We start from the raw sequence: 24,319 nt of genomic DNA on the forward strand, positions 1-24,319 counted from the left end.
GAAAGAATCTAATAAAAATAAAAAATGAAAATAGGAATTCTGGGAGGCGGACAGCTGGGAAGAATGTTGATACAAAGTGCACTGAAGTATGATGATGAGTTTTATACTCTGGATCCTGCTTCTGATGCACCATGCCATAATATCTCATATTTTACACAAGGAAATTTCAATGATTATGATACTGTTTTGAATTTTGGGAAGGATAAAGATGTGGTAACTATTGAAATAGAACACGTGAATGCTGATGCACTGGCTGAATTAGAAAAACAGGGGATAAAAGTAGTCCCCAATGCTAATATTATTAAGACTATCCAGCAAAAAATCCTTCAGAAAGAATTTTATAAAACACACGATATACCAAGCCCGGAATTCCAGGTGGTATGGAATAGTGACGAAAAGATTATCATGCCATTACCTTTTGTTCAGAAAATGAATACCGGAGGATATGACGGAAAAGGAGTTCAGGTGATCAGAACTGAAGAAGATTATCAGCATATCTGGACTGAAGCTTCTGTCATTGAAAGCCTGGTAGACATCGATAAAGAGCTTTCTGTGATTGTTGCCAGAAATGAAAGAGGAGAAACCAATACTTTCCCTGTGACGGAAATGGTTGCTGATCCGAAATTGAATCTGCTGGATTTCAACGTGTGCCCGGTTCTTTTGACTGAAGATGTTCAGCTGCAAATTGATAAAATTACAGAGAAATTTTTAAATACTGTAAACTCTCCGGGGCTTTTTGCCATTGAATTGTTCCTTGATAAAGACGGAAAAGTATGGGTGAATGAAACGGCACCAAGATTACATAATTCTGGACACCAAAGCCAGGAGGGAAATACAAACTCCCAGTTTGAACAGATGTATCGTGTGGTGAAAAACTTACCGCTGGCAGACACTGATGCGATCACATATAGCGGAATGCTGAATCTGGTAGGAGCAGAAGGATATACAGGAAAAGTAATCTATGAAGGAATGGAAGATGTCCTTCAGCTCCCTGAGACCTACATCCATTTGTATGGGAAAACAGAAACCAAACCGGGAAGAAAAATGGGACACATCAATGTCCTTGCTGATTCAAGAGAAGAGTTGATGGAGAAACTTGTCATGGTGAAAGGAATGGTAAGGGTGATTTCTGAATAATTGAAATAAAAAGACATAAAAATAGCTGTAGAAAAGATCTACAGCTATTTTTTTAAAAACTCTATTTAAATAAGAATCAGGCTCAAAAGTTAGGGAGAATTTAGAAAACACTTCTCCTCTTTGCTTATTAACAAGCATAACTTCCGGCTCTCAGCTTTCTTCCTTTACTTAAAAATCTTCTGAATCACATTTCCGATCTCTACAAAGTCACCATGATTGCCTACAGAACGTATTTCAGGACTGTTTTTATCATATTCGGAGAACGGGAAGATCAACAAATAATTGTTATCATTCAGATACCTGTTCAGAAGCTCAGGAATAAGTCGCATCCTTGGAATATAAGACTTCATACCTCGTTTGGCCATGAAGATAATCAAGGCTTCATCATCTTTAAGCTGGGCAGCCGTTCTTTCACCATCCTGCCACGTATTCATAATGATAAATTCAGCTTCTATATTGGCTTTTTTAATGATTTTCTGAAGAATGTCGAGAATGTTTTCAGGAGCGTAAAAAACCATGGTAGCCCCTGAATTTCTGGCGATGTTCCAAACTCTCAGAAGAGCATGGAAGAATCCGGCATCCTGATGCGCATTTTCAGGAATCATTACAGCGTACTTTTTAATGGTAGAAAGCGGCTGTGCTGCATGGTACACCAATACATTGGCGTCATCATTCTGAAGATAACCATTGTATAAATTGTAAACAAAAGAAGGCGAGAAGCCCTTTTCATCTTCCAATCCGATAATCAGATCAGTGATTTTTTGTTCCTTAATGACATTATTTACCCCATTGATGACATCATTGTCATATCTTTTAAGAGCCTGAAGTTTTACATCCGCTGCTGCTGCGGCATCAGAAGCCTGATGAAGAAGTTTTTCCGCATTTTTTACAGATGATTCGTTTTTATCTTCATTGATTACATTTAAGGCAAATAAATCTTCCGTGTTGGAGTGTGCTTTGATCAGAATGCCCAGATTAACCATTCTTTCCACGGTTTCTTCATGATTAATGGCTAATAGAATATTTTCCTCTTCATGTGTATTTCCTGAGACGGTATCCTCATTGTCTGCTTCCGCAATTTTTTGAGCACTTGACATTGAGATGAATGATGATATCGTACATGAAATCAGAATCAGCAAGATACTTCCGTTCAATACATGCTCATTCAATAATCTTACAGGTTCTCCGGTTTCAGTTTCAGAAAGAATGATATTGTATCCTACCATTACTGAAGCCAGGGTTGCAGCTGCTGAGGCGGAACTTAATCCAAAGATCAGTTTTCCTTCTTCTTTGGTAAGCCTGAAGGTCTTTTGAGTCGCCACGGCAGAAATATATTTTCCACCAATAGAAGCTACAAGCATAATGGCGGCTACTTCAAGGGTTTCCCAGCTTTGAATAAAAACTTTAAAATCAATCAACATTCCCACGCTGATCAGGAAGAATGGGATAAAGATGGCATTTCCTACAAACTCGACCCTGTTCATCAATGATGAGGTGTGAGGAATGAGTCTGTTTAATGCTAATCCGGCAAAGAAAGCACCAATAATGGCTTCCACTCCTGCAAGTTCTGCCAGCATTGCTGCCAGATAAATCATTACCAATACAAAAATATATTGCGAAATTTTATCATCTACTCTCTTGAAAAACCAACGTCCTATAATAGGGAACACAATCAGTACAATCAAGGCGAAAAGAATAAAAGAAACGGAGAGTTTAACCCAAAATTCTGTTCCTACATCTCCCTGAGACATTCCCACAATAACCGCTAGTACCAATAGAGCAAGAATATCGGTGATCATGGTACCTCCCACGGTAATATTGACTGCCTTATTTTTTGCAATCCCTAATTTACTGACCAACGGATAGGCAATTAAGGTATGAGAAGAAAACAGACTGGCAAATAAGATCGAAGTCAGCATTGAAAAGTGAAGAAGGTAATATCCTCCCAGATATCCTAAAACAAAGGGGACAATGAAAGTGTAAAGCCCAAACGTAAGACTTTTCCATTTGTTCTTTTTAAAATCGCCCATATCGATTTCCAGCCCGGCCAGAAACATAATGTAAAGTAATCCGGTGGTTCCGGTGACCACAATACTACTATCTCTGGACAATACATTGAAGCCATTGGGACCAATGATGGCACCGGCTATGATGAGTCCCAGCAAATGGGGAACTTTAATTTTATTCAATAATAACGGAGCAGCGAGAATGATGACCAGTACCAAAAGGAACTTTAATACCGGATCTTCAATGGGAAAACTCAGATTGTGTATACTCAGTAAAATCATAGGTGTTTATTTGATGGAACGTATTAATTCAACAGAGAACTTGGCGGTACAACCATCGGAGGTAACAGTTCTTGTTCCTTTGATTTTGTTGTCTGAAATGTCGTTAAGAAGGACATTCATTTCTACATTTTTTTTGGCTGTAGAATCTGTTTTGAAAGAAAGTTTGATCTCGTTATTCTCAAACTTACCAGTATATAACCTGATCAGATTGTTGTTATTGATGATTTTGGTGACCGGCTGGGTTGGGTCGTTATCGAATTCCCAGATATCCGTACGCTGATCACCCACAGCATAATCACTGCAGTTGGATTCTGTACAGATTACTTTGCCATTCCAGGCACCTGAAATCTCGGCAGGCCATCTCGCAATGACTACAGAATCTTTTTTGGCAAAAATACTGTCTCTCATTTTTACGAGCGACTGATATTCAGATTCTTTCTTTGCGAAAATTTTTTCTTTCTCCAGTAATTGTTTTTCTCTGTCTGTCAGGTTCTTTTCCTTTTCTTTGTAATCACAGCTTATCAAAAGAAAAGAGACAGCGAGAATAATAAAAAATGTGTTTTTCTGCATGTTGTAGGGTTGAGTATACAATATAAGAAAAATGAAGAGAATATGAAAACCGGTTTGAAGTCTATATGATTTTAAGTATCTTTAATGTATTGAAAAACAGTTTTATATATCAGGTGTTTTTTTTGACCAATATTTATAGTGAAAATTAGATTGAATGAATAATATCCTGTTCTTTTTCTTGCTTTTAAGCAACCTGTTTTTGGGATCAAGGGGGCTTTGTGTTAAAGGTCAAACCCCTTCTATTGCTCTATGGAAAACCATTCCAGATGGGCCGGGACCTAAAGGAGAGAACAAAATTTCTCCCAAAGGTTCGTTTACAAATATCAGCAATCCCCAGCTCATTGTTCATCAACCCCAAACACCTAACGGAATTGCTGTTTTAGTTATTAGTGGAGGAGGATATGCTCATATTGAATCAGGCTCAGAAGGAAATCCGGTAGGAGAATGGTTACAATCACAGGGGATTACAGCTTTTGAATTACTATACAGGCTTCCCGGAGAGGGTTGGACTACAAAATCAGTTCCGTTTCAGGATGCGCAACGTGCTTTACGAATAATCAGAAGCAATGCAGGAAAATATAAGATTGATCCTGATAAAATAGGAGTTCTGGGTTTTTCTGCTGGTAGTCATCTTGCAGGATATATTTCTTCTACTTTTGATACGGTATATTATCCACCACAAGATGCCATTGATCAAATTTCAGCAAAGCCAGACTTTACAGCGATGATTTATCCCGTGGTATCTATGCTTCCACCTAATAACAATACCCATTCTTTTAAATCTTTGCTGGGAAAATCATCGGACACGAAAGACCAGATTCAACTTTCTGTCGAAAAGCAAGTAACAGAGCACTCCCCAATCACTTTTCTGGCTCAGTCTGAAGATGATCCGATTTCTCCCGTAGAAAACAGTATCCTGATGTATCAGGCTTTGAAGAATCATAAAATTCCTGCAGAATTACATCTGTTTCAGTCCGGAGGACATGGCTGGGGACTGGGGAAGAAAGGGACCAATACCGGAGAATGGCCGGATTTATTTTTAAAGTGGTTGAAGGTGAATGGGATTCTAGGCACTTCGGCAAATCCTTGATTTGCCACCCCTAAGGAGGAGGGAAATTCTCACTTTATAAATTTTGTATTTATTTAAATTAAACTATACTTTTACTGTATTGTTTTCTGCTTTTTAAACATCTCCGGTTTATAGTTGATAATGAATACCCCACAAATAATCAGTACTGCGGCAAGAATAAATTTAAACGTCACTTTTTCATCCATGATCAGCCATCCTAAAAATATAGCAATGATTGTATTGATGTAGGCAAGAATAGAAACCTGTACCGGAGAAATTTTAGTCAGCGCATAATGGAATGCAAAAAATGCAGCTACAGATCCAAAAACGGACAAATACAACATGGCAGAAATACTTTTCAAAGTCCAGTTTCCGAAGTTATAATTTTCTGAAAACAGGAAGGCAAGAATAATCTGTACAATGCCGGCAAAGAGAAACTGATAGAATAAGTTTAATGTTATGTTGCCACTCTGGATATTTAATTTTTTGGTAAAAATGGTTCCTGAAGCCCATCCTGCGATCGCACAAAAGAGAAAAATCATCCCCATTCTGTACTCAGGGTTAGCAAGATCTTTAAGTCCGTCCCAAAAAATGAAAAGTATTCCGCTGAAACACATCAGAACACCACTTAATGCCCGCAGGCTGAATCTTTGCAATCCCACAGCTACACTTCCCAGGAAAACAAGGATAGGGGAGCAGGCACTGATTAATGAAGCAAGACTACTGGTTACGGTTTCTTCAGCCACCGTTGTCATTCCATTGGCTATTACAAGCATCAAAGAAGCAAAAACAACCTGGTAGCCCAGACTTTTCCAGCCAATCCATTTGAATTCTTTTCTTGAAAGAAGTATAATCAGCATAATAACAGAAGCAAGAAACTGACGAATTCCGGCCACAAACCAGGCAGGAATAGTTTCTACAGCAACGCGAATGGCTAAAAATGTAGTTCCCCAGACCAGTGCAACGGTAAGAACAGCGAAAATAAGTTTATAATCTTTCAAAGTAAGTCAGGTGTAACAAACAAATTTAAGGGTTTTATGATTAATCTTAAGGATACAGTTGTTTCTATTTTTGATGATACAGATGGTAAAGAGTTGAAAATTGAAAGTTGAAAGTTGAAAGTTGAAAATGGAAATGTGGGCAGAATAGGCTTTTGAAGGGGATCGGTTTTACGTTTTAATTTTTTTATCTTTGAAGATCTAATAAAAATTGAAGATGGTAGGAATTATTATGGGCAGTCAGAGCGATCTGCCAATCATGGAACAAGCAGCAAATTTTCTGAAAAGTCTGGATATCCCTTATGAGCTCACTGTGGTTTCGGCACACAGAACACCGGAAAGGATGTTTGATTATGCAAAGACCGCTAAAGAGAGAGGGCTTAAAGTAATTGTTGCCGGAGCCGGAGGAGCAGCACATCTTCCGGGAATGGTAGCGAGTTGTACGACTCTTCCTGTAATCGGGGTTCCGATTTTATCAAGCAATTCTATTGATGGATGGGATTCTGTATTATCTATTCTTCAGATGCCCGGAGGAATTCCTGTAGCAACTGTAGCTTTGAACGGAGCTTTGAATGCGGGGATTTTAGCTGCAAAAATTCTGGGAAGTGCAGATGAAAAAGTAGCTGAAAATCTTCAGAAATACCAGGATTCTTTAAAAGATAAAGTACTGGGAACTGTTGATGATATTAAGGCACAGCACCCCAATCATTTTGATATATAGTTTGAATCAAGCTTAAAAATAAAGAAAGCCTCACCAATGCAGTGAGGCTTTCTTTATTTTTTAATAAATTTTGAGGAGAAGATTTTTTCTTTTAAGATGAGTTGTATGATGTAGTTTCCTTTTGGCAGATCAGTTATATTAATCATGTCCTTGCTGGAATTTCCTTCTTTGATCAGTCGTCCGCTTGCATCTAAAATTTTATAACCTTTCATATCGTTTAAACCTTCAATATAGATATCATCCGTTGCGGGATTCGGGTATAGAGAAGGTTTCTTATTGAGTGTTTCTTCAGATGAAGACAATAAGCAATTGCCAACCGTATCACCACTTATTGTCCATCCTTTATTGATCAGAATATCTCTTTTGCTGGTGGCATTTGATGCATACTTTAATGGTTCCACATTGTCTAAAATTATATTGTTTGCGGTATTGGGGTTATCTGCCCATCCTGCAAGGGTTTTACTGTAGTTCTCACAATCCATACCTGTTTGTGATAATGCGTAGAAAGCATTATTAACTGAAGTCAAATTCCATTTTCCAAGAGGTTGATTAAAACTGGGTGTTTCATTAAGAATCTGCTCTATGGAGGTTACGTTTGTTGTATCCCAGCTTTCCAGAGGTTGATTAAATGCTGTACAGGCGTGGATTGCATGTGCCATATTCTTGATTTTAGAAGTATTCCACGGTAAGGGCTGGTTGAAAACAGGAATAAAGTGAAACATATAATGGATGTCCTCAAGATTTTCGGTATTCCACTTATTCATAGGCTGGTTGTAGCTTTTGCAATCTGCAAACATCCAGCTCATATCTGTTACCCTGGAAACATCCCAATCGTTTATACTTTGATTAAAAAGTGGTCTTCCTGAGAACATATAACTGAGATTCGTTGCGGAAGACATATTCCAGCTATTGAAATAGGGAGGATTGAATTGATGGGCTAATGGGGTATTGGGTAGGAGATTGAATGAAAGGGAAAACATAAAGCTGAAATTCTGAATTGTTGAGGTATTCCAGTGTTGCATAGAAGGGGCTCCGGCAAGGCTGACAGTACCATAGAACATGAAAGAGGCGTCGGTAATCTGATCAAGGATGGGAGTGTCTGTTGCTGTTAACTGTATCAACTTACAATTGGCGAAAGCACTGTTCATTGTGGTCCATGAGATGTCTCCCCATTGTTCTATTTCCAGTATTTTATCTGCACTTCCGTTGATCTGCCAGAAAGGGAAAATATGTATAGGAAGTTGAAAGAGTTGGGCTTCTCCGAATTTTATCTGTCGGAAAGCACCATTTCCATTGCTTACTTTTACCCGATAGGTTGGCTCTCCATCTCCCATTGGAGCTCCGAAATCAATAAGCACCTGCTTGGTGGAAGTTACATCGGTGAGCGTTCCTTTATGTTGAGGGGCACCTACCTCTTCCCACTCAATGGTATAATTATCACCAATGCCGGGGAACCATATTTGTTGAGAGTTTGCCTGATAGGGAGCATCTACATCGATGGGCGGAATTACGTTGGACGAAGGCTTCCAGATGGTGATAAACTCTTGCTGAGCTTTTGCTATTTGAAATGAAAGGATAAGAATGGTGAAAAGCAAATACTTTTTGATCATGGTAGTAGTTTATGAAATAAATATACTAAAAATGAATAACTTAGATTATTTTTTAATTTCATTTTAAATAATATAGATTTTCATAAAATAAAAAAACTCTCCGGATCGGAGAGCTTGGTTTATTCCTGAATCATATTATCCCGGGTATTCTTCTGAACCGAAATAGCACCAAAAAGGGCTAGTAAAAATGCAAATGCATAAAAACCTTTTTCACTTGGAAGTATGGTGGCATTCCAGAGACCTACGGCCAGTAATACAATAGAAGATAGTGTAGCAAACCAACAGATGCCATAGTAGATATCTGTCACCTGGATATTTTCCAAACGGTCACGAACAGCTTTCTGTAAAGAAACCACAGCAAATAAGCCATATAAAAGGATAGTAAAATAATATCCTTTTTCATTGAGTTGCATTTCGGCTCTTGCAAGACCTACAATATAACCAATCATTCCAGCTCCTAATGCGACCCACGATGCCGCGACAAACGCATTTGATACTCTTTGTTTTTTCATGTATTAATGTTTTGTTTAAGGGGTAAATATATTCAATTTTTAGAAATCTCAATGTATCACGTATGAAATATGGGCAAAATACGGGAGCAAGTTTCTAAAGCAAAATGAAAAATTTATAATAGATTAATTTAAATCATATTGATAATAGTAGTCTACAATATCATTCCCTTTTGCATCTTTCCCCACAACCGATTGAGGTAATCCGTTACTATCATATTCGATAATGTAATAGTTGGTCTGCTTTTGGGTCCAGGTGCCATCGTCATTTTTATAACTAATTTTCTCGGTTGTGTAATTGTTTTTGCTTAATGAATATGCGCCACCCATTGCTATTCTCAGATACTTATTGGTATCAGTAAATGGACTGTATCTATTATCATAAAAAAAATCTTTTTTAATTGAATTTAATGTTCCTCCTGTGGTTGAGGTTTCCGTTGAAATATTATCACCGTCATATGTATATGAGATAGTGCTTTGTTTGGAGCAGTCTGGAGACTGACATAGGATAGACCCTATAAGCTGACCGTTTGAATTATAAGTGTATGTAGTTGTTCTGTTATATTCAGAATTGGCATAGATTGCTTTTACCTCGGCTAATTTATCGTTATTATAAGTGAATGTATTATAATATATTAATTGCTCTTTATCATTATAATAATTTATTTTGGATGGTTTCCCATTACTATATTCAAAAGTTGTAAGCCCTTCTTGAGAAGTTATTTTTATCACTTCTCCAGCTGGATTGTATCTGAATGTATGCTGGATGTATTTGGGTTTAAACGAATTGTCATAATGGGTTACAAATATACTCCGCAATAATTTTTGTTTTCTCGTAGAGTAACTTGGAAGATCCTCATTATTACTACAACTGTTAAAGAATACAACAGAACTGAAAAGACTTAAAAATAATTTGTTTTTCATGATATTTTTTAGGGTGCAAAAATAAGGAATCAAGAATGGTTAAAAACAAAAGATCCCACTATTTTTCAATAATGGGATCATATCATAAAATTATTTGAATCTTAGTATCTGTAGTACTCAGGTTTGAATGGCCCTTGTACTTCTACTCCGATATACTCAGCCTGCTCAGGAGAAAGAGTTTCAAGCTCTACGCTTAATTTTTTAAGGTGTAAAGCAGCTACTTTTTCATCTAAGTGCTTAGGAAGCATGTATACTTCATTTTTGTAAGCAGCAGAGTTGTTCCAAAGTTCGATCTGAGCCAAAGTCTGGTTAGAGAAAGAGTTAGACATTACGAAACTTGGGTGTCCTGTTGCACATCCTAAGTTTACCAATCTACCTTCAGCAAGGATGATTACTTCTTTTCCTTCGATGGTGTAGATGTCTACCTGAGGTTTCACTTCAGATTTAGTGTGACCATAGTTTTTGTTTAACCATGCCATATCGATTTCGTTATCGAAGTGACCGATGTTACAAACGATCGCTTTATCTTTCATCTTAAGGAAATGTTCTCCTCTTACGATGTTGAAGTTACCGGTTGTTGTAATCACGATATCCGCGTTGTCTACCACAGTATCTAATCTTTTTACTTCATATCCGTCCATTGCAGCCTGAAGTGCACAGATCGGGTCAATTTCAGTAACTGTAACGATAGAACCTGCTCCTCTGAAAGAAGCTGCAGTACCTTTACCTACATCTCCGTATCCGCAAACTACCACTCTTTTTCCTGCCAACATTACGTCAGTCGCTCTTCTTACAGCATCTACTGCAGATTCTTTACATCCGTATTTGTTGTCGAATTTAGATTTAGTTACAGAATCGTTTACGTTGATAGCCGGCATTACCAAAGTTCCGTTTTTCATTCTTTCGTATAATCTGTGTACTCCTGTAGTTGTTTCTTCAGAAAGACCTTTGATATCTTTTGTGAATTCAGGGTATTTATCAAACACCATGTTTGTTAAATCTCCACCATCATCCAGGATCATGTTTAATGGTTTTCTTTCTTCTCCGAAGAATAAAGTCTGCTCAATACACCAGTCAAATTCTTCTTCATTAAGACCTTTCCATGCGTATACGGGAATTCCTGCAGCAGCAATAGCAGCAGCAGCGTGATCCTGTGTAGAGAAGATATTACAAGAAGACCAGGTAACTTCAGCTCCTAAAGCAACCAATGTTTCGATAAGCACAGCTGTCTGGATTGTCATGTGAAGACATCCGGCGATTCTGGCTCCCTTAAGCGGCTGAGATGGCCCGTATTCTTCACGGATTGACATCAAACCTGGCATTTCTGCTTCTGCAAGGGTAATTTCTTTTCTTCCCCATTCTGCAAGGGAGATATCCTTAACTTTATAAGGAACGTATTGTGTTGTAGTACTCATATGTAATGAATATTTTTTAATTCAATGGATTACGAAATGCAAAATTACAATTAATAATTAAGATAAAAAAACACCTGATTAAGTTCAGTTTTATGAGATTAAACAGGATTAATAATTATTTAGTCTTAATAAAAACAATTACTTTTATCTCATAAATTATTATCATTATGAATCATAACCATTCTCAGGAAGAATCTCAAAGAAAAACAAAACCTGTTGCTCCGAAAGTAAAAGAATTGATAGACAGAACTCAAAGTGTAATTCTGGCAACTGTTGATGCAGAAGGAAGCCCCAATTCCAGCTATGCTCCTTTTGTGCAGATCGGGAACACGTTTTATATCCTGGTTTCTTTTATGGCAAAACATACTAAAAACCTTGCTGACGGTAGAAAAACATCCGTGATGTTTATTGAAGACGAGTCTGCAACGAAGCAGATCTATGCCCGTGAACGTTTAACACTTGAAGCATCAACTTCCCCGATAGAAAGAGATTCTGAAACATGGAATAATGTAATTACAACCCTTAAAGAAACCCATGGGAAAGTAGTGAACATTATTTCTGATATGGGAGATTTTATTCTGATTGCTTTGCAACCGGTAAAAGGATCTTATGTTAATGGATTTGGAAGTGCTTATTTTGTGGATGAGAATTTGGAGATTATAGAGCACAGAAACGATGTGAATCATCAGTCTAGATAAGGAGGGAAGCTTTAAGCTGGGAGCTGGAAGTTTTTTAATTGTTGGTCTAAATAAGGAGGGAAGCTGGAGGATCCAGTTGTTAAGCTAATTGGGGAATTTGTTTTTTAACAGATTTTTTCAATAAGTTTATATTTACTTTTATTGACCAATAGAAACTTCCAGCTCCCATCTTCCAACTTTTTCCTTATTTTTGTACAATAAAAAAAAGAATGCCCCTTTACCGAGATTTTTCTGATGATAATGCCACCATCCTTGTCTGGAAGTATGATGAAAGTGAAGACCTTGATATCAATGAACTGCTGGAGCCGGAAAATGCTGAAAAGGTAAAAGATTATCATCCCAAGAAACTTCTTGAGGTCTTAATGGTTCGTAAACTTCTGAAAGGGCTAAAACCCCATTCCAAAATTTTATATAATGAAAGAGAACCTTTTCTTTCACCTAAGGATGCAGAAATATCAATTACGCATTCTTTTCCTTTTGCAGCCATTGCAATTTCCAAAAATAAAATAGGAATCGATGTTGAAAAGTTCAATCCCAAAATTTTAAGGGTCATTGATAAATTCACTTATGAAAATGAAAGGGGATTCATTCCTGAAGATAAGTCTGATACTTTTTATACTATTATCTGGAGCGTAAAGGAAAGTATGTACAAAATCCATCACTCAAAATATTGGTCCTTAAAGAAAAACTACGAAGTAAAACCTTTTGAATTGAAGCATCTTCATAAAATAAGCTGCAGAGTGTATGATGAAGAATTTTCAGATGAATTTAAAGCCCGGGTAGAATTTTTTGATGATTACTGTTTTACGATTGTGGAGGCGTAGTATGCTTCTCGTTTCGGTATTTTTCTATTACTTTTCGTTGTTCTTTGGCAACATCATAGATCAGTTCCAGAATATCCAGGATATTTTTAAGTTCCGTTAAGTGGGAAATTTTATCAGGATCTCTTCGGTCCACAATGTCGTTTTCTTCAATTTCGGTTTTCCTTTTCATCAACATATCTTCGATTGAAGAGTCCTCAGGTTCAAGGCGGCTTTCCATTTTCAGGGTTTCACTGATGTCATCACCGTTCAATAATGTGGAGGTTTGCTGCATTTCTGCTTCAATTTTTCTGCTCCAGCTTTCAGCGTCTATTTCGGGATATTGCTCGTTGCTTTTGGAATATTGTGAAAGGGAAGCTGTGTAGGCGGTAATCAGGTGCGATGTCGCTACAAACTGATGAACTACCTCCAGTTTCTTCTGCTGATTTTTTGGATCTGAAATCATTCGCTGGAAGTTATCAGAAAGATTGGCCAGTGAAATGATTGCATTTTTTCGTTTTATTTTATAATCTTCAATATCAAAATTTCCCTGCAAAAATTTGGAAATAACACTTTGGAAATAAATAAGATTGTCTGCCGCAGATTTTTTCATAAGGTCCAGATTCTGGGTATGTTCCCAAACAGGAAGTACAATATAAGATACGGCAAAAGCAATAATTCCTGCAATGGCAGTGTCGAAAATCCGGTCTTTAAAAATAATATCTACCTTTCCGGGGTTTAAGAAATTGAAACTCAGAAAAACATAAATAGTCATGAATAATACCGCCCAATAGTACCGTCCTTTTAAAAAGCTGAAACACATGATCATACTTATCAGAAGAATGGCAAGAAGCACTCCATTGATATGGATGAAATGTAGAATAATATAGGCAATGACAGCTCCGGTAATGGTACCATACAAACGCAGAAGATTCCGTTGTTTGGTAATAGAATAGGCCGGCTTCAATATAGCAGTAATTGTGATTAATATCCAATAGGTGTGCCCCAGTCCGAGAAACTCAAACATTGAAAACAGGTATCCCAGCAACAGAGCAGTTGTAATTCTTATTGCATGCCGGAAGTGAGAGGAAGATAATGAAATATTATTTTTTAAAACCTTAGCATTAAGTTTCGGCTCATTGGGCATAAACTTTTTCAAGTCCAGTCCTGTGGATAAACTCTTTGCCAGTTTCACGTTTTGTGAAAATACTTTGTAAATCTCATTAATCTCTTTGGTAATCTCATTGATACGCATCAGGATCTGACGAAGGATCATGAAATTTTCAAGATTATCAGGAGAAAGCTGCTTATTTCTAAGTTCGAAATAATTATAATTAAGATTTTTTAATTCAAGCTCCAGATTAAACATGGGTTTTGCTCTGGTTCCGCTTTGAAGAGCAATCCCGATATTGGTAATTTCTTCTGCCAATAAATTAAGATAATCATGAACATTGACCAGAATCATGCTATCTTCGAAGCTTTGCTGCAGTTTCTGATAATCACTTTCAGAAGTCATCAGCTTTTCATGAAGATCCATTGAATTGAGAAACATCAGCATTAATAAACGACTGGTCGTTGTGGATTCGTTGACTATTGTTCTTGTTTTAAAAACCGTTTCGCGGGTATCTTCCTGAAGGTTTTTTATTTCAATCTGTTTGGCAATTACCTGAGTCGTCAGCTTATCAAAATCAGGATTCTTTTGGTAATAGTTAGCCTTAATTTTTAAGAACTCAGCCAGTTGAAGATAGTTTTCTCCAATCATCTGCCCGGCGAGTTTATAAGGGCGGATTGTCGTTACCACAAGGAAAATGAGTAAAAACCATATACATCCGCATGCAAAGATGAATAAACTTTTGACAATATTGCTTCCGGTAAGGTGGCCGTCAATAAAGATAGCCAATACAACTAAAGACAGTGAACCCACAGCTGCAAGCCGCTGTCCGTAGACTCCAATGAGAGAGAAGAATAGCCCAAATAAGATAATTTCAAGAATAACTAAAATTTTTATACTCATCACCAGACTGGCAATTGTTGCTACAAATACAAAGCAACAAATGGCAAAAGCTAAGGAGTTTCTTCTTCGGATAAAAGGACCAGGCTGGTCGGTAAGCGCCACAAAACTGGTTCCGAGAGGGAAGAGGAAATATTCTTTCAAAATACCAAAGTGGGCAAGGACTAAACAAGGCAAAACGGTAGCTAATGTAATTCTGATCGCAGAATATACATACTGACTTGTTACAAATTTCTTTAGCTCCGCAGAATAGTTCATACTACAAAAATAGGTATTGAAAACAAGAAAATCCCCATAAAGAAAAGACTTTTGTAAACTTAAATATTATATTTTTTTAATCTTCTGTTTTTGAGATATCAATGATGAATTTTTACGTAAAGCGTAAAGTTTGTTAATAGAAAAATAAGAGCAGGTATACATTAATGGATTGCAATAAAAAAGCCTCATACAAATGTTGAGGCTTTTATGAGATTGATGTTATTACTAACGATCATTATTTGATGTTTCATCTCCGATGTTCCACGTAAGACCAAAACGAAGAGTATTATCTAAAGCACTGTTGATTTTAGACATGTTGATCAGGTAAGAAAGATCCAACCCGAAAGAACGATATTTTAATCCGATACCTGCTGTAGCAAATTGTCTTGCTCCTTGTTCTGCACTTTCATTGAAGTAACCTCCTCTTACAGAGAATGCATCGTCATATGAATATTCCACAGCACCACTGTACATGATACTATTTTTATTTTTGAAAGATTTTCCGATACCCGCCATTGGTCCTACATTAGGAATAGCATAGTCCGGTTGTCTTGTATTTGGATTGATTCCTACGTATTCTGATCCCGGAACCAAAAGCTTGGAACCTTCTATTGAAATTCCCACTCTGTTCATATCATCCAGATACATATCATATCCAACCCCTAATCTTGCCATAGTAGGAAGGTAAGATCTGGATTCTTCATTTCCTGTATAATCCAGTTTAGGACCCAGATTTTGAATGGCAAAACCTGCGTTTACTTTACCGTCATATCCTCCGAAACTTGAGAATCTTGGTGAAGTATAATATCCTGAAACATCTACTGCAAAGGAATTAGCAGCCTTAAGAGTAGTATCTGTATTGAATCCACCGGCTAAGTCCGAACGAATAAATCTACCGGTTACCGCCATTGAGTAAGAATCAGAAAGTTTCAACCCGTACGCCACATCAATAGAAAATTCATTTGGTTTTGATGTCCCCATTGAAGCAACTTCAGTACCTACCAACTGAGTAAGGTCTACCTGCCCCATGTTGAAGTAATAGATACTTGCAGAGATCGTAGATCTCTCGTCCTGCCCAAGGAATTTATGGAATGCTCCATATAATAGGAATACATCATTGGTAAGTTTTCCCATATACGGTGTATAGTTGAGACCTATGGAAGAACTTGTTCTGCTAAAAGGATATTTAGCCGCATTCCAGAATTGTGAAAATGCATCCGGAGAGGTTACCACCCCTTGATCTCCCATACCACCTGATCTTGCATCCGGTGCAATTCTTAGGAAAGGAGCTCCGGTAAGAACTGGATTTACTCTACCTAAATCTTGCGAATAGCCTAGAAAACCAGCACTTAAACCAAATCCTAAAAGCAGTTTAGTAGTTAAATTCATATGTTGTCTTTTATATATTATCAGTTTTTTATTAATTTTATTATCTATGTATTGTTAAATTATTTCAAAAGTACCATTTTTTCTACAGCTGTAGCACTTCCTTTGCATTTTTCTTGATTTTGACTTTTTGCAAATATCTTAAAAATATATGTACCTTTTGCAACTGTAGCACCAAAATCATCTCTTCCATCCCATTCTATAGCCTGTCGCGGGGTTCTAAAGCCCTGCAGGAACGGTTCTGCAACTACCGGTTGCGATAATGTTTTTACCAATCTTCCGGTGATTGTATAAATCTGTACATTCACATCCAAAATATCATCACAGTTATGCTCAAACTGGATGTAGGTTTTGTTGGTGAATGGATTTGGCCAGTTTAACGGGCGATTGATCGTCAGACGTTGGTCGGCTTCATCCTTAACTTCAAAATTTAACGTAGCAGTTGACGAATTATTGTTTATGTCCCAAACTTTAAATGTCAATTGGTGTTGTCCGATTGCTAAATTTCTGAAAGGATAGGTTACATTTCCTTTTTGATAATCGGCAAGACTAGGATTTAAACAGCCGTTACCCTCTCCCGGAGCATAAAAATCATTTAAAACAACGGTATTGATAATCTGACCATCCAGATAAGTAGTGATATCGTGGCCTACTCCAGATCCTGTGGAATTAATTCCGGTATCATCTGTAAGACAGGCTAATAGCGTTGGATTCTGATTCGTAATCCCACCATCTGCAAAATTAGTATTGTTCATATACAATTTTACTTTCGGAGGTTGGTTGTCATTGACTCCGTTAGGATTGATATCTCCCACCTGTACAGCCTGATTGTTGAAAACATCTGTTGATTTATTGTCGGCATATCCTAATATTCTTCCTTCTCCAACAGCATAATTAATATCTTTAGGAACGTAAAATTCTGCTGTAAATACTCCGTTTACTGCAGTTCCTGCTGCCTTTACAATGGCGCTGCCTTCTTCTGTGTAGTCTAATACAGGGGTAAGGACCCCATCATTATTCAATGTTTTTTTGTTTAACCTCTTATCAAAAATATTGATGGCAACTTTTCCATTGAAAGAGCTGTTCAGGGTACCGTTAGGATTATTAATATGACCTTTGATTTTAACAAAATCCAATCCTCTGATCAATCCCGGTACAGGAGTTTCAATGTTATCAATAACCAAAAGCCTTTGTGGTCTGCTAAGTTTCATAGCAGGATCACCTAATAGATTTACCTTCAAATGGTTACTATTGGCTCCTTTTTGTTTTTTTGCCAATAAATGAGAATATCCCAACGTATTAAAGTCATCATTGGTTAATTTAAAAATATTCTGAGTGAAGGTATTGGTAAAATCACGCCCATAGTCTACCCCAATAGCTCTGCTTGATGTAATCATTGCTGCGGCACCTCCTCGTTTTAGTTTGATGAATTGCTCACCTGCAGAATTGGTATCCGGTTCATCCCATAATGTAAATTCACAGGTGATAGTCGATACGAATGGAAATCTGCTATATACATTGGAAAAGTTATTAGAGTTTTGAATTTCGGTACTGGTTAAGACTCTTTCCTGTGCCCAACCATTAATACCTCCGTGTCCAAAATAGAACAGGTACAAGCTGTTCCCGATTGCGTTGGAAATAGCCTGATTAACCTGAGGATACCTTTGTCCTCCTGATGTACTTTGGGCAGGGAAGGCGTCGAGATATAATTTTTTGACATTATATTCTTTAAGCTCCTGTTGTCCCGGTTGCTCGAATACATTCGCCAGAGTTTTATTCATTACATCATGGAAAGGGCCTCCGCCTTCTCTGTCATCATCAACTACGAAATCAAGTCTCATACGCCATTCTCCGAAGGGACTGGATTGTCCTGGCAATGAATTGTAATAGGCCAGTGTTTTATCCATCATAATGCCTGCTTCAGTTATATTGGCTGCAGGAATTCTTCCTACAGGCAAATCAGGCAGGTTCGTTTCAATGATACTTGCTGTTTGGGGCTGAGTCATCACTATATAATCATCAGTAACAAAAGACGCTACATAATCTGATGAATGCTCACCTTGATAGCTGGCAACAACATTGGTATTATTAGGGACCCTGTTTTTATAATCGTATGATGCATCTCCCAGAATGAATACATATTTAAGTCTTCCTGTAGGAGTGTTGAGCCGGGTTACAAAATCTCTTATTGCAGTAAGATCCTTACTTCCACTTCCGAATTCTTCATAAACTCTGTTAACGTCTACAATTTCTACCTTATAGTTATTTTTTGTCTGGTGATAATTAGCAAGCCTTTGTGCCTGTCCCATCATTTCAGGAACGGTAAGGATCAGATAGTCTACATTTTGTAATGCTGACAGATTCTGATTTCCTATTCTTCCCACAAATTGAGGGCTGAATGCAGCATCAGCACGGAAGGCCACAAATTCGTTATTAAAATTCGGATCAGAAGCGGTATACGCAAAATTAAAAAAGCCTCCGCCGGATTTATTGACTCTTTTGTTGGCATTGGTAATGTCTGTTACATCCCATACTTGCTCTATTGCAGAAGCATTAGAAATGCTGAATCCATAATCTGAATTACTTCCACTTGCAATGGAGAAATCTCTGAAATTCATCTGAGAGCCATTGAAGGCAAGATTTTCCTTATACTGTACTTCAGCGTAATCGAAGTAAAAGGTTCCGTTAGGATTTTTAGAAATATCAGGATTATATTTAAATGTAATCTGATTCCCTGTTAAATTAGTGAGGGTTCCGTTATGGTTTAAGGGAACAAAATTATATTCATAGGTTCCACTGTCCTGTAATACGGTTTGATTAAAAGGAGCCAGATTGTTCACTGTAATCCCCATTGAGTTCTGTTGGGATTTGTAAGCCACTACCTGCGTTCTGAATCGTATCACATCATTAGCTTGTATGGCGGAATTGGTAGTGAAAGTCACCGTTTTTTCATTAATAAAAGGAGTGTCTTCAACCCAGATTCGTCCTACTTTCAAGAGATTTTTCTGGTCGTTATTGATGACCTGGTAATTATCATATCTTGTGATCATTTGGGCAGGAAGGGTTCCGTCAATGGGCTGAACTCTTTTTCCGGCGCCTTTGTCAAAATTAATATAGTAATAGGAAAAATCTTCGTAGATATTCTTTACTCCGTTGCTTCTGTCCGTTCTTGTATCTCTTCTTTTGAACCCGTTACCGTTACCATTGTCATAAAGATTAAATCCGTTGGGTCCCTGAGCATAGAAGAGGGCATAATCATTATCATTCCAGATTCCGTCATCTTCTCCAACTACCTGGATTGCGTTTTCCTGTAGGGCATCAAATCTCGGATCCTGATTGAATTCCGGAAGCATTATCCCTCCGTTACCATAGATTCTGAAATTTCTTGGATTTACGGAAGATGGGTTGATTCCATTATCTCTTAAAAACTGAGTGGTGATTTTAAAGATCCCGGATTTATCAACTTTTATTTTGTAAAAATTGCCGCTAGTCAGAGGGTTTCCCTGAGTTCCTATTTTATTGACTCCACCAGCGGTATTTAATGAGGCTGAAGATTCGGAAACATTAAAAGAAGATAGTCTGAGTATACGTCCTTTTACATTTTTAAATAATGCGACATTGATATTGGCATATCTGTCACCTTCTAATGTATAATAGGAAACATCAGCAATATCATAATCAGGAAGACTGTTTCTATTCAATTCAAATAAATCCTGATTGGAAACGCTTTCCCAAACCAGGTCAGAAATCTTTAATTGCTTTTCACCTATTTTTTGTTTTGTTGCTATAAAAACATTATTTTGGCTGAAAGAAAAGCCTTCATTTTTGAAATTGGGAAGATTTAATTTTATTTCACCAAAATCCTGAATTTTAGAACCATTCCATTCTATGGTGTTTCTTTGGGCATATAATGTTGAGGTTAAAGCGATTAGGGATAAAAGCGTGATTTTTCGTCTCATGTTTATTATTGAAATTGCTAAATTACAAAATAAATGAAAATTTTAGAATTAAATTGTGATACAATAAAATTAAATTGTTAACGTTTTTCAAAAAAATCAAATCTTTATTTGATTTATTGAATAATTTATTTTTTCTTTGTACTCTTGAAAATATTTATATCGACTATGAAAAAACTAAAGTTGTTTTCATTAATAGCATTAAGTTCTACACTTGCATTAACCAGTTGTGGCGGATCAGGAACCAGCAAAGGTGGCGGTACCAAAAAATTTGTCAGTAAAACAGGTTGGAAACCAAACGAAAAACAGGGTTGGTTTTTTGCAGGAAAGCAACAGAAGCAGAAAGGTTGGCCGGGGATGGTATATGTAGAAGGTGGAACTTTTACAATGGGATTAGTGAAAGATGATGTTATGCATGATTGGAATAACACACCGCGAAGAATGCAGGTGAGTTCATTCTTTATCGGAGAAACTGAAATTACTAACTACGAATACCGCGAATACCTTACATGGTTGAAGTATGTATTCCCACCAAGTGACCCAAGTTTTAAGGAGATCTATAACGGTGCTTTACCGGATACCTTATTATGGGATAATAAATTAGCTAGAAACGATTATAATGAGACCTACTTGCGTTCTCCGGAATTCGACTACTATCCGGTAGTAGGGGTTTCATGGACTCAAGCCAACAGATACTGCGAATGGCTGACTGACAGAGCTAATGAAAAAGCTTTGATGCAGGCAGGGGTTATCGCTAAAGATTTATATATCAACGAATCCAATAACCAGGGAGGAACTGCATTCAACATGGATAAATTCAAATCGAATGATCCGGAAATGCAGGGATATATTAATGAAAAAAGAATGCAGCAAAAGAGTGGTATGAAAACGACCAACCAAAGACTATTGTCTGCAAACAGAGCTCCTAATTCTGCAATGGTACAAAAATTCAGACTTCCTACTGAAGTTGAATGGGAATACGCAGCTTTGGGAATGGCAAAAAACAGAGAATATAACCAATACTTAGGTAAAAAACCAGAAATTGAAAGATTAAGAGGTACCAAAGGAAAAACCAGAGGAATGTTCCTTGAAAACTTCAAAATGGGTAAAGGGGATTATTCTGGTATTGCAGGATGGAAAAATGACGGGTCTGCACAAACTTCTGATGTTAGACAATATCCGTCCAATGATTTAGGAATCTATGGTATGTACGGTAACGTTGCTGAATGGACTGCCGACGTGTACAGACCTATCATTGATGAAGATTTCAATGACTTCAACTACTACAGAGGAAATATGCCTCAGGCAGTAGTGAAAAATGGTGACGGAACTTACAAAATGATCGACGAAGGTACTATCAAATATGATACTTTAGCTGATGGTAGATTAGTGTATAGAGGTCTTCCGGGACAATTTGAAAGAGAAACCATTGCTGACTACAGAAACTATAGAGACGGTGACAGACAATCTTCTTTAGAGTATTACAGAGCTTCAGATTCTGCTTCATCTTTCGATATGTACAATTCACCTAGACAAAGATTTATCGTTGATGGTACAGGTAGAGTAAAAATGCAGAAAGATTCCAAGGACAGAACTTCAGCAATGTCTAACGACATCAGAGTAGTAAAAGGAGGTTCTTGGCAGGATACAGCATATTGGTTGGATCCGGGACAAAGAAGATATAAAAACCAAGGAAAAGCATATGGCTGGATTGGTTTCCGTGTTGCTCAGGATGCAAGAACGAACGATAAGAATAGAACAAGAAGATAATATTTATCAAAATACTTATAAAAAACCTTTCGGAATTCCGGAAGGTTTTTTTATTTTTGGATCATGAAATTGCTTTGGTTAAAAAGTCTGAAATACTCATATAGATTTGGCGATTGCATGTGACCTCTTAAAAAAATATATATTTTCCACATGAATATAGAACAGTTTTATCCTCTATTTTTAAAGGCTGATAAAGTAACAATTGATAGCAGAAAAATAGCTAAGGACGATATCTTTTTTGCCTTTTCCGGCGAAAACTTTAATGCAGCAACTTTAGCAGAAAAAGCCATCCATGATGGTGCTTTGGCTGTCATTGTAGAACAGACAGAATTTGAAAACAGAGATAAAAATATTTTCTATGTGCCATCAACACTAGAGTTTTTGCAGCAGCTGGCGATATATCATAGGAATCAACTTTCAATACCTGTAATCGGTCTTACCGGAAGCAATGGAAAAACAACAACAAAAGAATTGATCCATGCTGTACTTTCAGAAAAGTTCAATGTTCAGTATACATCGGGAAATCTGAATAATCATATCGGAGTTCCCCTGACTATTCTTTCTATTAAACCTGAACATGAGATGGCTGTTATAGAAATGGGGGCCAATCACCAGAAGGAAATAGAATTTTTGTGTACAATTTCAAAACCTGATTTTGGATATATTACCAATTTCGGAAAAGCACATCTGGAAGGATTTGGTGGCTTTGAAGGAGTGATTAAAGGAAAGTCAGAATTGTACGATTATCTTATCCATAACAACAGAACAATTGTTGTTAATGAAAATGATCCCATTCAGGTTGAGAAAACAGAAGGTTATTCTTCAAAAATTGGTTTTGGAAAAGAAAATTCTGATTATAATTTTGAATCTTTTTCTGAAGAACATTTTGTAGGAATGGTATATGAAGGAGTAAAAGCAGTCTCAAAATTAACAGGCGAGTATAATTTTACTAACCTTTGTGCGGCTGGATGTCTTGGGCTTCATTTCGGAATCGGTTTCGACAGAATAAAACATGCTGTTGAACAGTATACTCCTACAAACATGCGCTCTCAGGTGGTGAAAAAAAATAACAGAACAATGGTGCTGGATACGTATAATGCCAATCCAAGTTCTATGACAGCGTCATTGAATAATTTTATCACTTTTGAGGGGCGTAAAACGATTATTATCGGTGATATGCTGGAATTAGGTGCTGAGAGCGAGAAAGAGCATCAGTATATCTTAAAACTGGCCCAGGAACTTTCTTTTGATGAAATCATTACAGTAGGTAAACATTTTAAAGCAATAAACCCATCCAACCTTGCTTTTGAAAATACAGCGGAACTCACCGAATATCTGAAGGAGCATCAAATTTCCTCAGAAAACATATTGTTAAAAGGATCAAGAGGGGTTGCTTTAGAAAAAATAATAGATTTTATTTAGTCTTATATCTTTTAGAAGGAAGACAGAAGGCCGGAAGAGGGGAGTTGCTGAAAAGCAGAATATAAATGATTTCTCTTTTATGAATGGTTCGATCGTTAGCTGATCACCGGAAGTAAACCGTTTGGCAGTACTTCCAGGTCCATTCTTCCGGCTTCCGGTCCAAATAATTTATTTCTTTGAATTCCAGAACTCTTTTACAATGAGTTTAATATTTTTGAAAGTACTTGGAAAAACTTCAGTTTCTATCTGTGAAGTATTTTTCCAGGCTACTTCAGTGATTCCTTCCTCTATCTGAGGTTTTGAGGTATCTTCTCCGTCGAAATTCATTTCAAACCAATGCGTGCATTTCAAGATTTTTTCACCATTTCTTTCCACATAAATATGATAAGTGGTGTTGATGAATCGTATCAGTTCAACATCTTTCAGTCCGGTTTCTTCTTCAATTTCACGTACAGCAGATTCTTCTCTGGATTCTCCTTTTTCCATTTTGCCTTTGGGAAGATCCCATTTGCCTAATCTTCTGATGAAAAGTGTTTTTCCTTCAGGATTATTGACAATTCCACCTGCTGCCTCTATGATTCTGAAAAGTTTCTGAAATTCACTCCAGATTTCATCAATATTCTCACCAAAAACATTCAGTTCCTGCACAGAAGTATTCTCCAAAAGATCCAATGCGATCTCTAAAGTGGTGTAATTTTCATAACTAAGCTTTTTTTCGAGTTCTTCGGCATGCTTAGATATCAATAATTTTTTTTCGTTGACAAAAACTTTATACAT

The 24,319-nt window shown here is 37.1% G+C and carries 18 protein-coding genes; 7 read left to right on the forward strand and 11 right to left on the reverse strand.

The features are described from left to right. The first annotated feature begins 24 nt into the window (after window positions 1-24). Entirely contained in the window at window positions 25-1,137 is a 1,113-nt protein-coding gene (locus tag C1631_RS11865) for a 5-(carboxyamino)imidazole ribonucleotide synthase (RefSeq protein ID WP_109712280.1), read from the forward strand. A gap of 164 nt (window positions 1,138-1,301) precedes the next feature. Here C1631_RS11865 and C1631_RS11870 read toward each other — a convergent pair whose 3' ends face one another. Together C1631_RS11870 and C1631_RS11875 are read right to left on the reverse strand one after the other, a co-directional pair. Continuing rightward, the gene (locus tag C1631_RS11870; RefSeq protein ID WP_109712282.1) at window positions 1,302-3,425 is read right to left on the reverse strand and encodes a cation:proton antiporter; all 2,124 of its coding nucleotides are present in this window, start codon (window positions 3,423-3,425) and stop codon (window positions 1,302-1,304) included. 6 nt (window positions 3,426-3,431) lie between these two features. Next, window positions 3,432-3,995 (reverse strand): hypothetical protein, encoded by a 564-nt coding sequence (locus tag C1631_RS11875; RefSeq protein ID WP_103249442.1) that lies wholly within the window; start codon window positions 3,993-3,995, stop codon window positions 3,432-3,434. Window positions 3,996-4,149: 154 nt separating this feature from the next. On the opposite strand from C1631_RS11875, the gene C1631_RS11880 reads away from it, so the two are divergent. Next, window positions 4,150-5,085, forward strand: a complete 936-nt coding sequence (locus tag C1631_RS11880; RefSeq protein ID WP_109712284.1) for an alpha/beta hydrolase — start codon at window positions 4,150-4,152, stop codon at window positions 5,083-5,085. Between the two features lie 71 nt (window positions 5,086-5,156). Here the strand turns inward: C1631_RS11880 and C1631_RS11885 are convergent, their stop codons facing one another. Continuing rightward, on the reverse strand, window positions 5,157-6,065 hold the full coding sequence (locus C1631_RS11885; protein WP_103249951.1) for a DMT family transporter: 909 nt from the start codon (window positions 6,063-6,065) through the stop codon (window positions 5,157-5,159). A 214-nt stretch (window positions 6,066-6,279) separates the two neighbouring features. On the opposite strand from C1631_RS11885, the gene purE reads away from it, so the two are divergent. Then, window positions 6,280-6,783 carry a 5-(carboxyamino)imidazole ribonucleotide mutase gene (gene purE / locus C1631_RS11890; RefSeq protein WP_109712287.1) on the forward strand — a complete coding sequence of 168 codons (504 nt, stop codon included), beginning with the start codon at window positions 6,280-6,282 and terminating at the stop codon, window positions 6,781-6,783. 53 nt (window positions 6,784-6,836) lie between these two features. On the opposite strand, the gene C1631_RS11895 is transcribed toward purE, so the two are convergent. From C1631_RS11895 to ahcY, 4 genes are all read right to left on the reverse strand, one after another. Next, window positions 6,837-8,393 carry a BspA family leucine-rich repeat surface protein gene (locus C1631_RS11895; RefSeq protein WP_109712289.1) on the reverse strand — a complete coding sequence of 519 codons (1,557 nt, stop codon included), beginning with the start codon at window positions 8,391-8,393 and terminating at the stop codon, window positions 6,837-6,839. A 119-nt stretch (window positions 8,394-8,512) separates the two neighbouring features. Further along, window positions 8,513-8,905 (reverse strand): inner membrane protein YiaA, encoded by a 393-nt coding sequence (gene yiaA, locus C1631_RS11900; RefSeq protein WP_109712291.1) that lies wholly within the window; start codon window positions 8,903-8,905, stop codon window positions 8,513-8,515. A 123-nt stretch (window positions 8,906-9,028) separates the two neighbouring features. Continuing rightward, complete coding sequence (locus C1631_RS11905) at window positions 9,029-9,826, reverse strand: hypothetical protein (protein ID WP_103248756.1); 798 nt, start codon at window positions 9,824-9,826, stop codon at window positions 9,029-9,031. A gap of 101 nt (window positions 9,827-9,927) precedes the next feature. After that, window positions 9,928-11,241, reverse strand: coding sequence for an adenosylhomocysteinase (gene ahcY / locus C1631_RS11910; RefSeq protein ID WP_109712293.1), 1,314 nt, complete (start codon window positions 11,239-11,241; stop codon window positions 9,928-9,930). A gap of 167 nt (window positions 11,242-11,408) precedes the next feature. On the opposite strand from ahcY, the gene C1631_RS11915 reads away from it, so the two are divergent. Together C1631_RS11915 and C1631_RS11920 are read left to right on the forward strand one after the other, a co-directional pair. Continuing rightward, the gene (locus C1631_RS11915) at window positions 11,409-11,939 is read left to right on the forward strand and encodes a HugZ family pyridoxamine 5'-phosphate oxidase (protein WP_109712295.1); all 531 of its coding nucleotides are present in this window, start codon (window positions 11,409-11,411) and stop codon (window positions 11,937-11,939) included. 209 nt (window positions 11,940-12,148) lie between these two features. After that, window positions 12,149-12,763, forward strand: coding sequence for a 4'-phosphopantetheinyl transferase family protein (locus tag C1631_RS11920; RefSeq protein WP_109712297.1), 615 nt, complete (start codon window positions 12,149-12,151; stop codon window positions 12,761-12,763). On the opposite strand, the gene C1631_RS11925 is transcribed toward C1631_RS11920, so the two are convergent. From C1631_RS11925 to porU, 3 genes are all read right to left on the reverse strand, one after another. Further along, window positions 12,744-15,008: an FUSC family membrane protein gene (locus C1631_RS11925; protein WP_103248364.1), complete on the reverse strand. Its 2,265-nt coding sequence runs from the start codon at window positions 15,006-15,008 to the stop codon at window positions 12,744-12,746. The two genes, C1631_RS11920 and C1631_RS11925, sit on opposite strands and share 20 nt — an antisense overlap. A gap of 225 nt (window positions 15,009-15,233) precedes the next feature. After that, window positions 15,234-16,397 carry a type IX secretion system outer membrane channel protein PorV gene (gene porV / locus C1631_RS11930; protein ID WP_103248363.1) on the reverse strand — a complete coding sequence of 388 codons (1,164 nt, stop codon included), beginning with the start codon at window positions 16,395-16,397 and terminating at the stop codon, window positions 15,234-15,236. A 59-nt stretch (window positions 16,398-16,456) separates the two neighbouring features. After that, window positions 16,457-20,353 carry a type IX secretion system sortase PorU gene (gene porU / locus C1631_RS11935; protein WP_109712299.1) on the reverse strand — a complete coding sequence of 1,299 codons (3,897 nt, stop codon included), beginning with the start codon at window positions 20,351-20,353 and terminating at the stop codon, window positions 16,457-16,459. A 165-nt stretch (window positions 20,354-20,518) separates the two neighbouring features. On the opposite strand from porU, the gene gldJ reads away from it, so the two are divergent. Then, window positions 20,519-22,120, forward strand: coding sequence for a gliding motility lipoprotein GldJ (gene gldJ / locus C1631_RS11940; protein ID WP_109712301.1), 1,602 nt, complete (start codon window positions 20,519-20,521; stop codon window positions 22,118-22,120). 150 nt (window positions 22,121-22,270) lie between these two features. After that, on the forward strand, window positions 22,271-23,542 hold the full coding sequence (locus tag C1631_RS11945) for a UDP-N-acetylmuramoyl-tripeptide--D-alanyl-D-alanine ligase (RefSeq protein WP_109712303.1): 1,272 nt from the start codon (window positions 22,271-22,273) through the stop codon (window positions 23,540-23,542). Between the two features lie 168 nt (window positions 23,543-23,710). Here the strand turns inward: C1631_RS11945 and C1631_RS11950 are convergent, their stop codons facing one another. Further along, a complete protein-coding gene (locus C1631_RS11950) occupies window positions 23,711-24,319 on the reverse strand; it encodes an NUDIX hydrolase (protein ID WP_109712305.1) in 609 nt (202 codons plus the stop codon).

The organism is Chryseobacterium phosphatilyticum (assembly GCF_002899825.2).
Taxonomy (GTDB): domain Bacteria; phylum Bacteroidota; class Bacteroidia; order Flavobacteriales; family Weeksellaceae; genus Chryseobacterium; species Chryseobacterium phosphatilyticum.

What these genes read in the sequence shown, in the direction of transcription:
- C1631_RS11915 (WP_109712295.1), top strand. Translation starts at nt 11,409, where the DNA reads ATGAATCATAACCATTCTCAGGAAGAATCTCAAAGAAAAACAAAACCT.
- C1631_RS11905 (WP_103248756.1), bottom strand. Translation starts at nt 9,826, where the DNA reads ATGAAAAACAAATTATTTTTAAGTCTTTTCAGTTCTGTTGTATTCTTT.
- C1631_RS11895 (WP_109712289.1), bottom strand. Translation starts at nt 8,393, where the DNA reads ATGATCAAAAAGTATTTGCTTTTCACCATTCTTATCCTTTCATTTCAA.
- C1631_RS11875 (WP_103249442.1), bottom strand. Translation starts at nt 3,995, where the DNA reads ATGCAGAAAAACACATTTTTTATTATTCTCGCTGTCTCTTTTCTTTTG.
- gldJ (WP_109712301.1), top strand. Translation starts at nt 20,519, where the DNA reads ATGAAAAAACTAAAGTTGTTTTCATTAATAGCATTAAGTTCTACACTT.
- C1631_RS11950 (WP_109712305.1), bottom strand. Translation starts at nt 24,319, where the DNA reads ATGTATAAAGTTTTTGTCAACGAAAAAAAATTATTGATATCTAAGCAT.
- ahcY (WP_109712293.1), bottom strand. Translation starts at nt 11,241, where the DNA reads ATGAGTACTACAACACAATACGTTCCTTATAAAGTTAAGGATATCTCC.
- C1631_RS11945 (WP_109712303.1), top strand. Translation starts at nt 22,271, where the DNA reads ATGAATATAGAACAGTTTTATCCTCTATTTTTAAAGGCTGATAAAGTA.
- C1631_RS11925 (WP_103248364.1), bottom strand. Translation starts at nt 15,008, where the DNA reads ATGAACTATTCTGCGGAGCTAAAGAAATTTGTAACAAGTCAGTATGTA.
- porU (WP_109712299.1), bottom strand. Translation starts at nt 20,353, where the DNA reads ATGAGACGAAAAATCACGCTTTTATCCCTAATCGCTTTAACCTCAACA.
- C1631_RS11865 (WP_109712280.1), top strand. Translation starts at nt 25, where the DNA reads ATGAAAATAGGAATTCTGGGAGGCGGACAGCTGGGAAGAATGTTGATA.
- C1631_RS11870 (WP_109712282.1), bottom strand. Translation starts at nt 3,425, where the DNA reads ATGATTTTACTGAGTATACACAATCTGAGTTTTCCCATTGAAGATCCG.
- porV (WP_103248363.1), bottom strand. Translation starts at nt 16,397, where the DNA reads ATGAATTTAACTACTAAACTGCTTTTAGGATTTGGTTTAAGTGCTGGT.
- purE (WP_109712287.1), top strand. Translation starts at nt 6,280, where the DNA reads ATGGTAGGAATTATTATGGGCAGTCAGAGCGATCTGCCAATCATGGAA.
- C1631_RS11920 (WP_109712297.1), top strand. Translation starts at nt 12,149, where the DNA reads ATGCCCCTTTACCGAGATTTTTCTGATGATAATGCCACCATCCTTGTC.
- C1631_RS11880 (WP_109712284.1), top strand. Translation starts at nt 4,150, where the DNA reads ATGAATAATATCCTGTTCTTTTTCTTGCTTTTAAGCAACCTGTTTTTG.
- yiaA (WP_109712291.1), bottom strand. Translation starts at nt 8,905, where the DNA reads ATGAAAAAACAAAGAGTATCAAATGCGTTTGTCGCGGCATCGTGGGTC.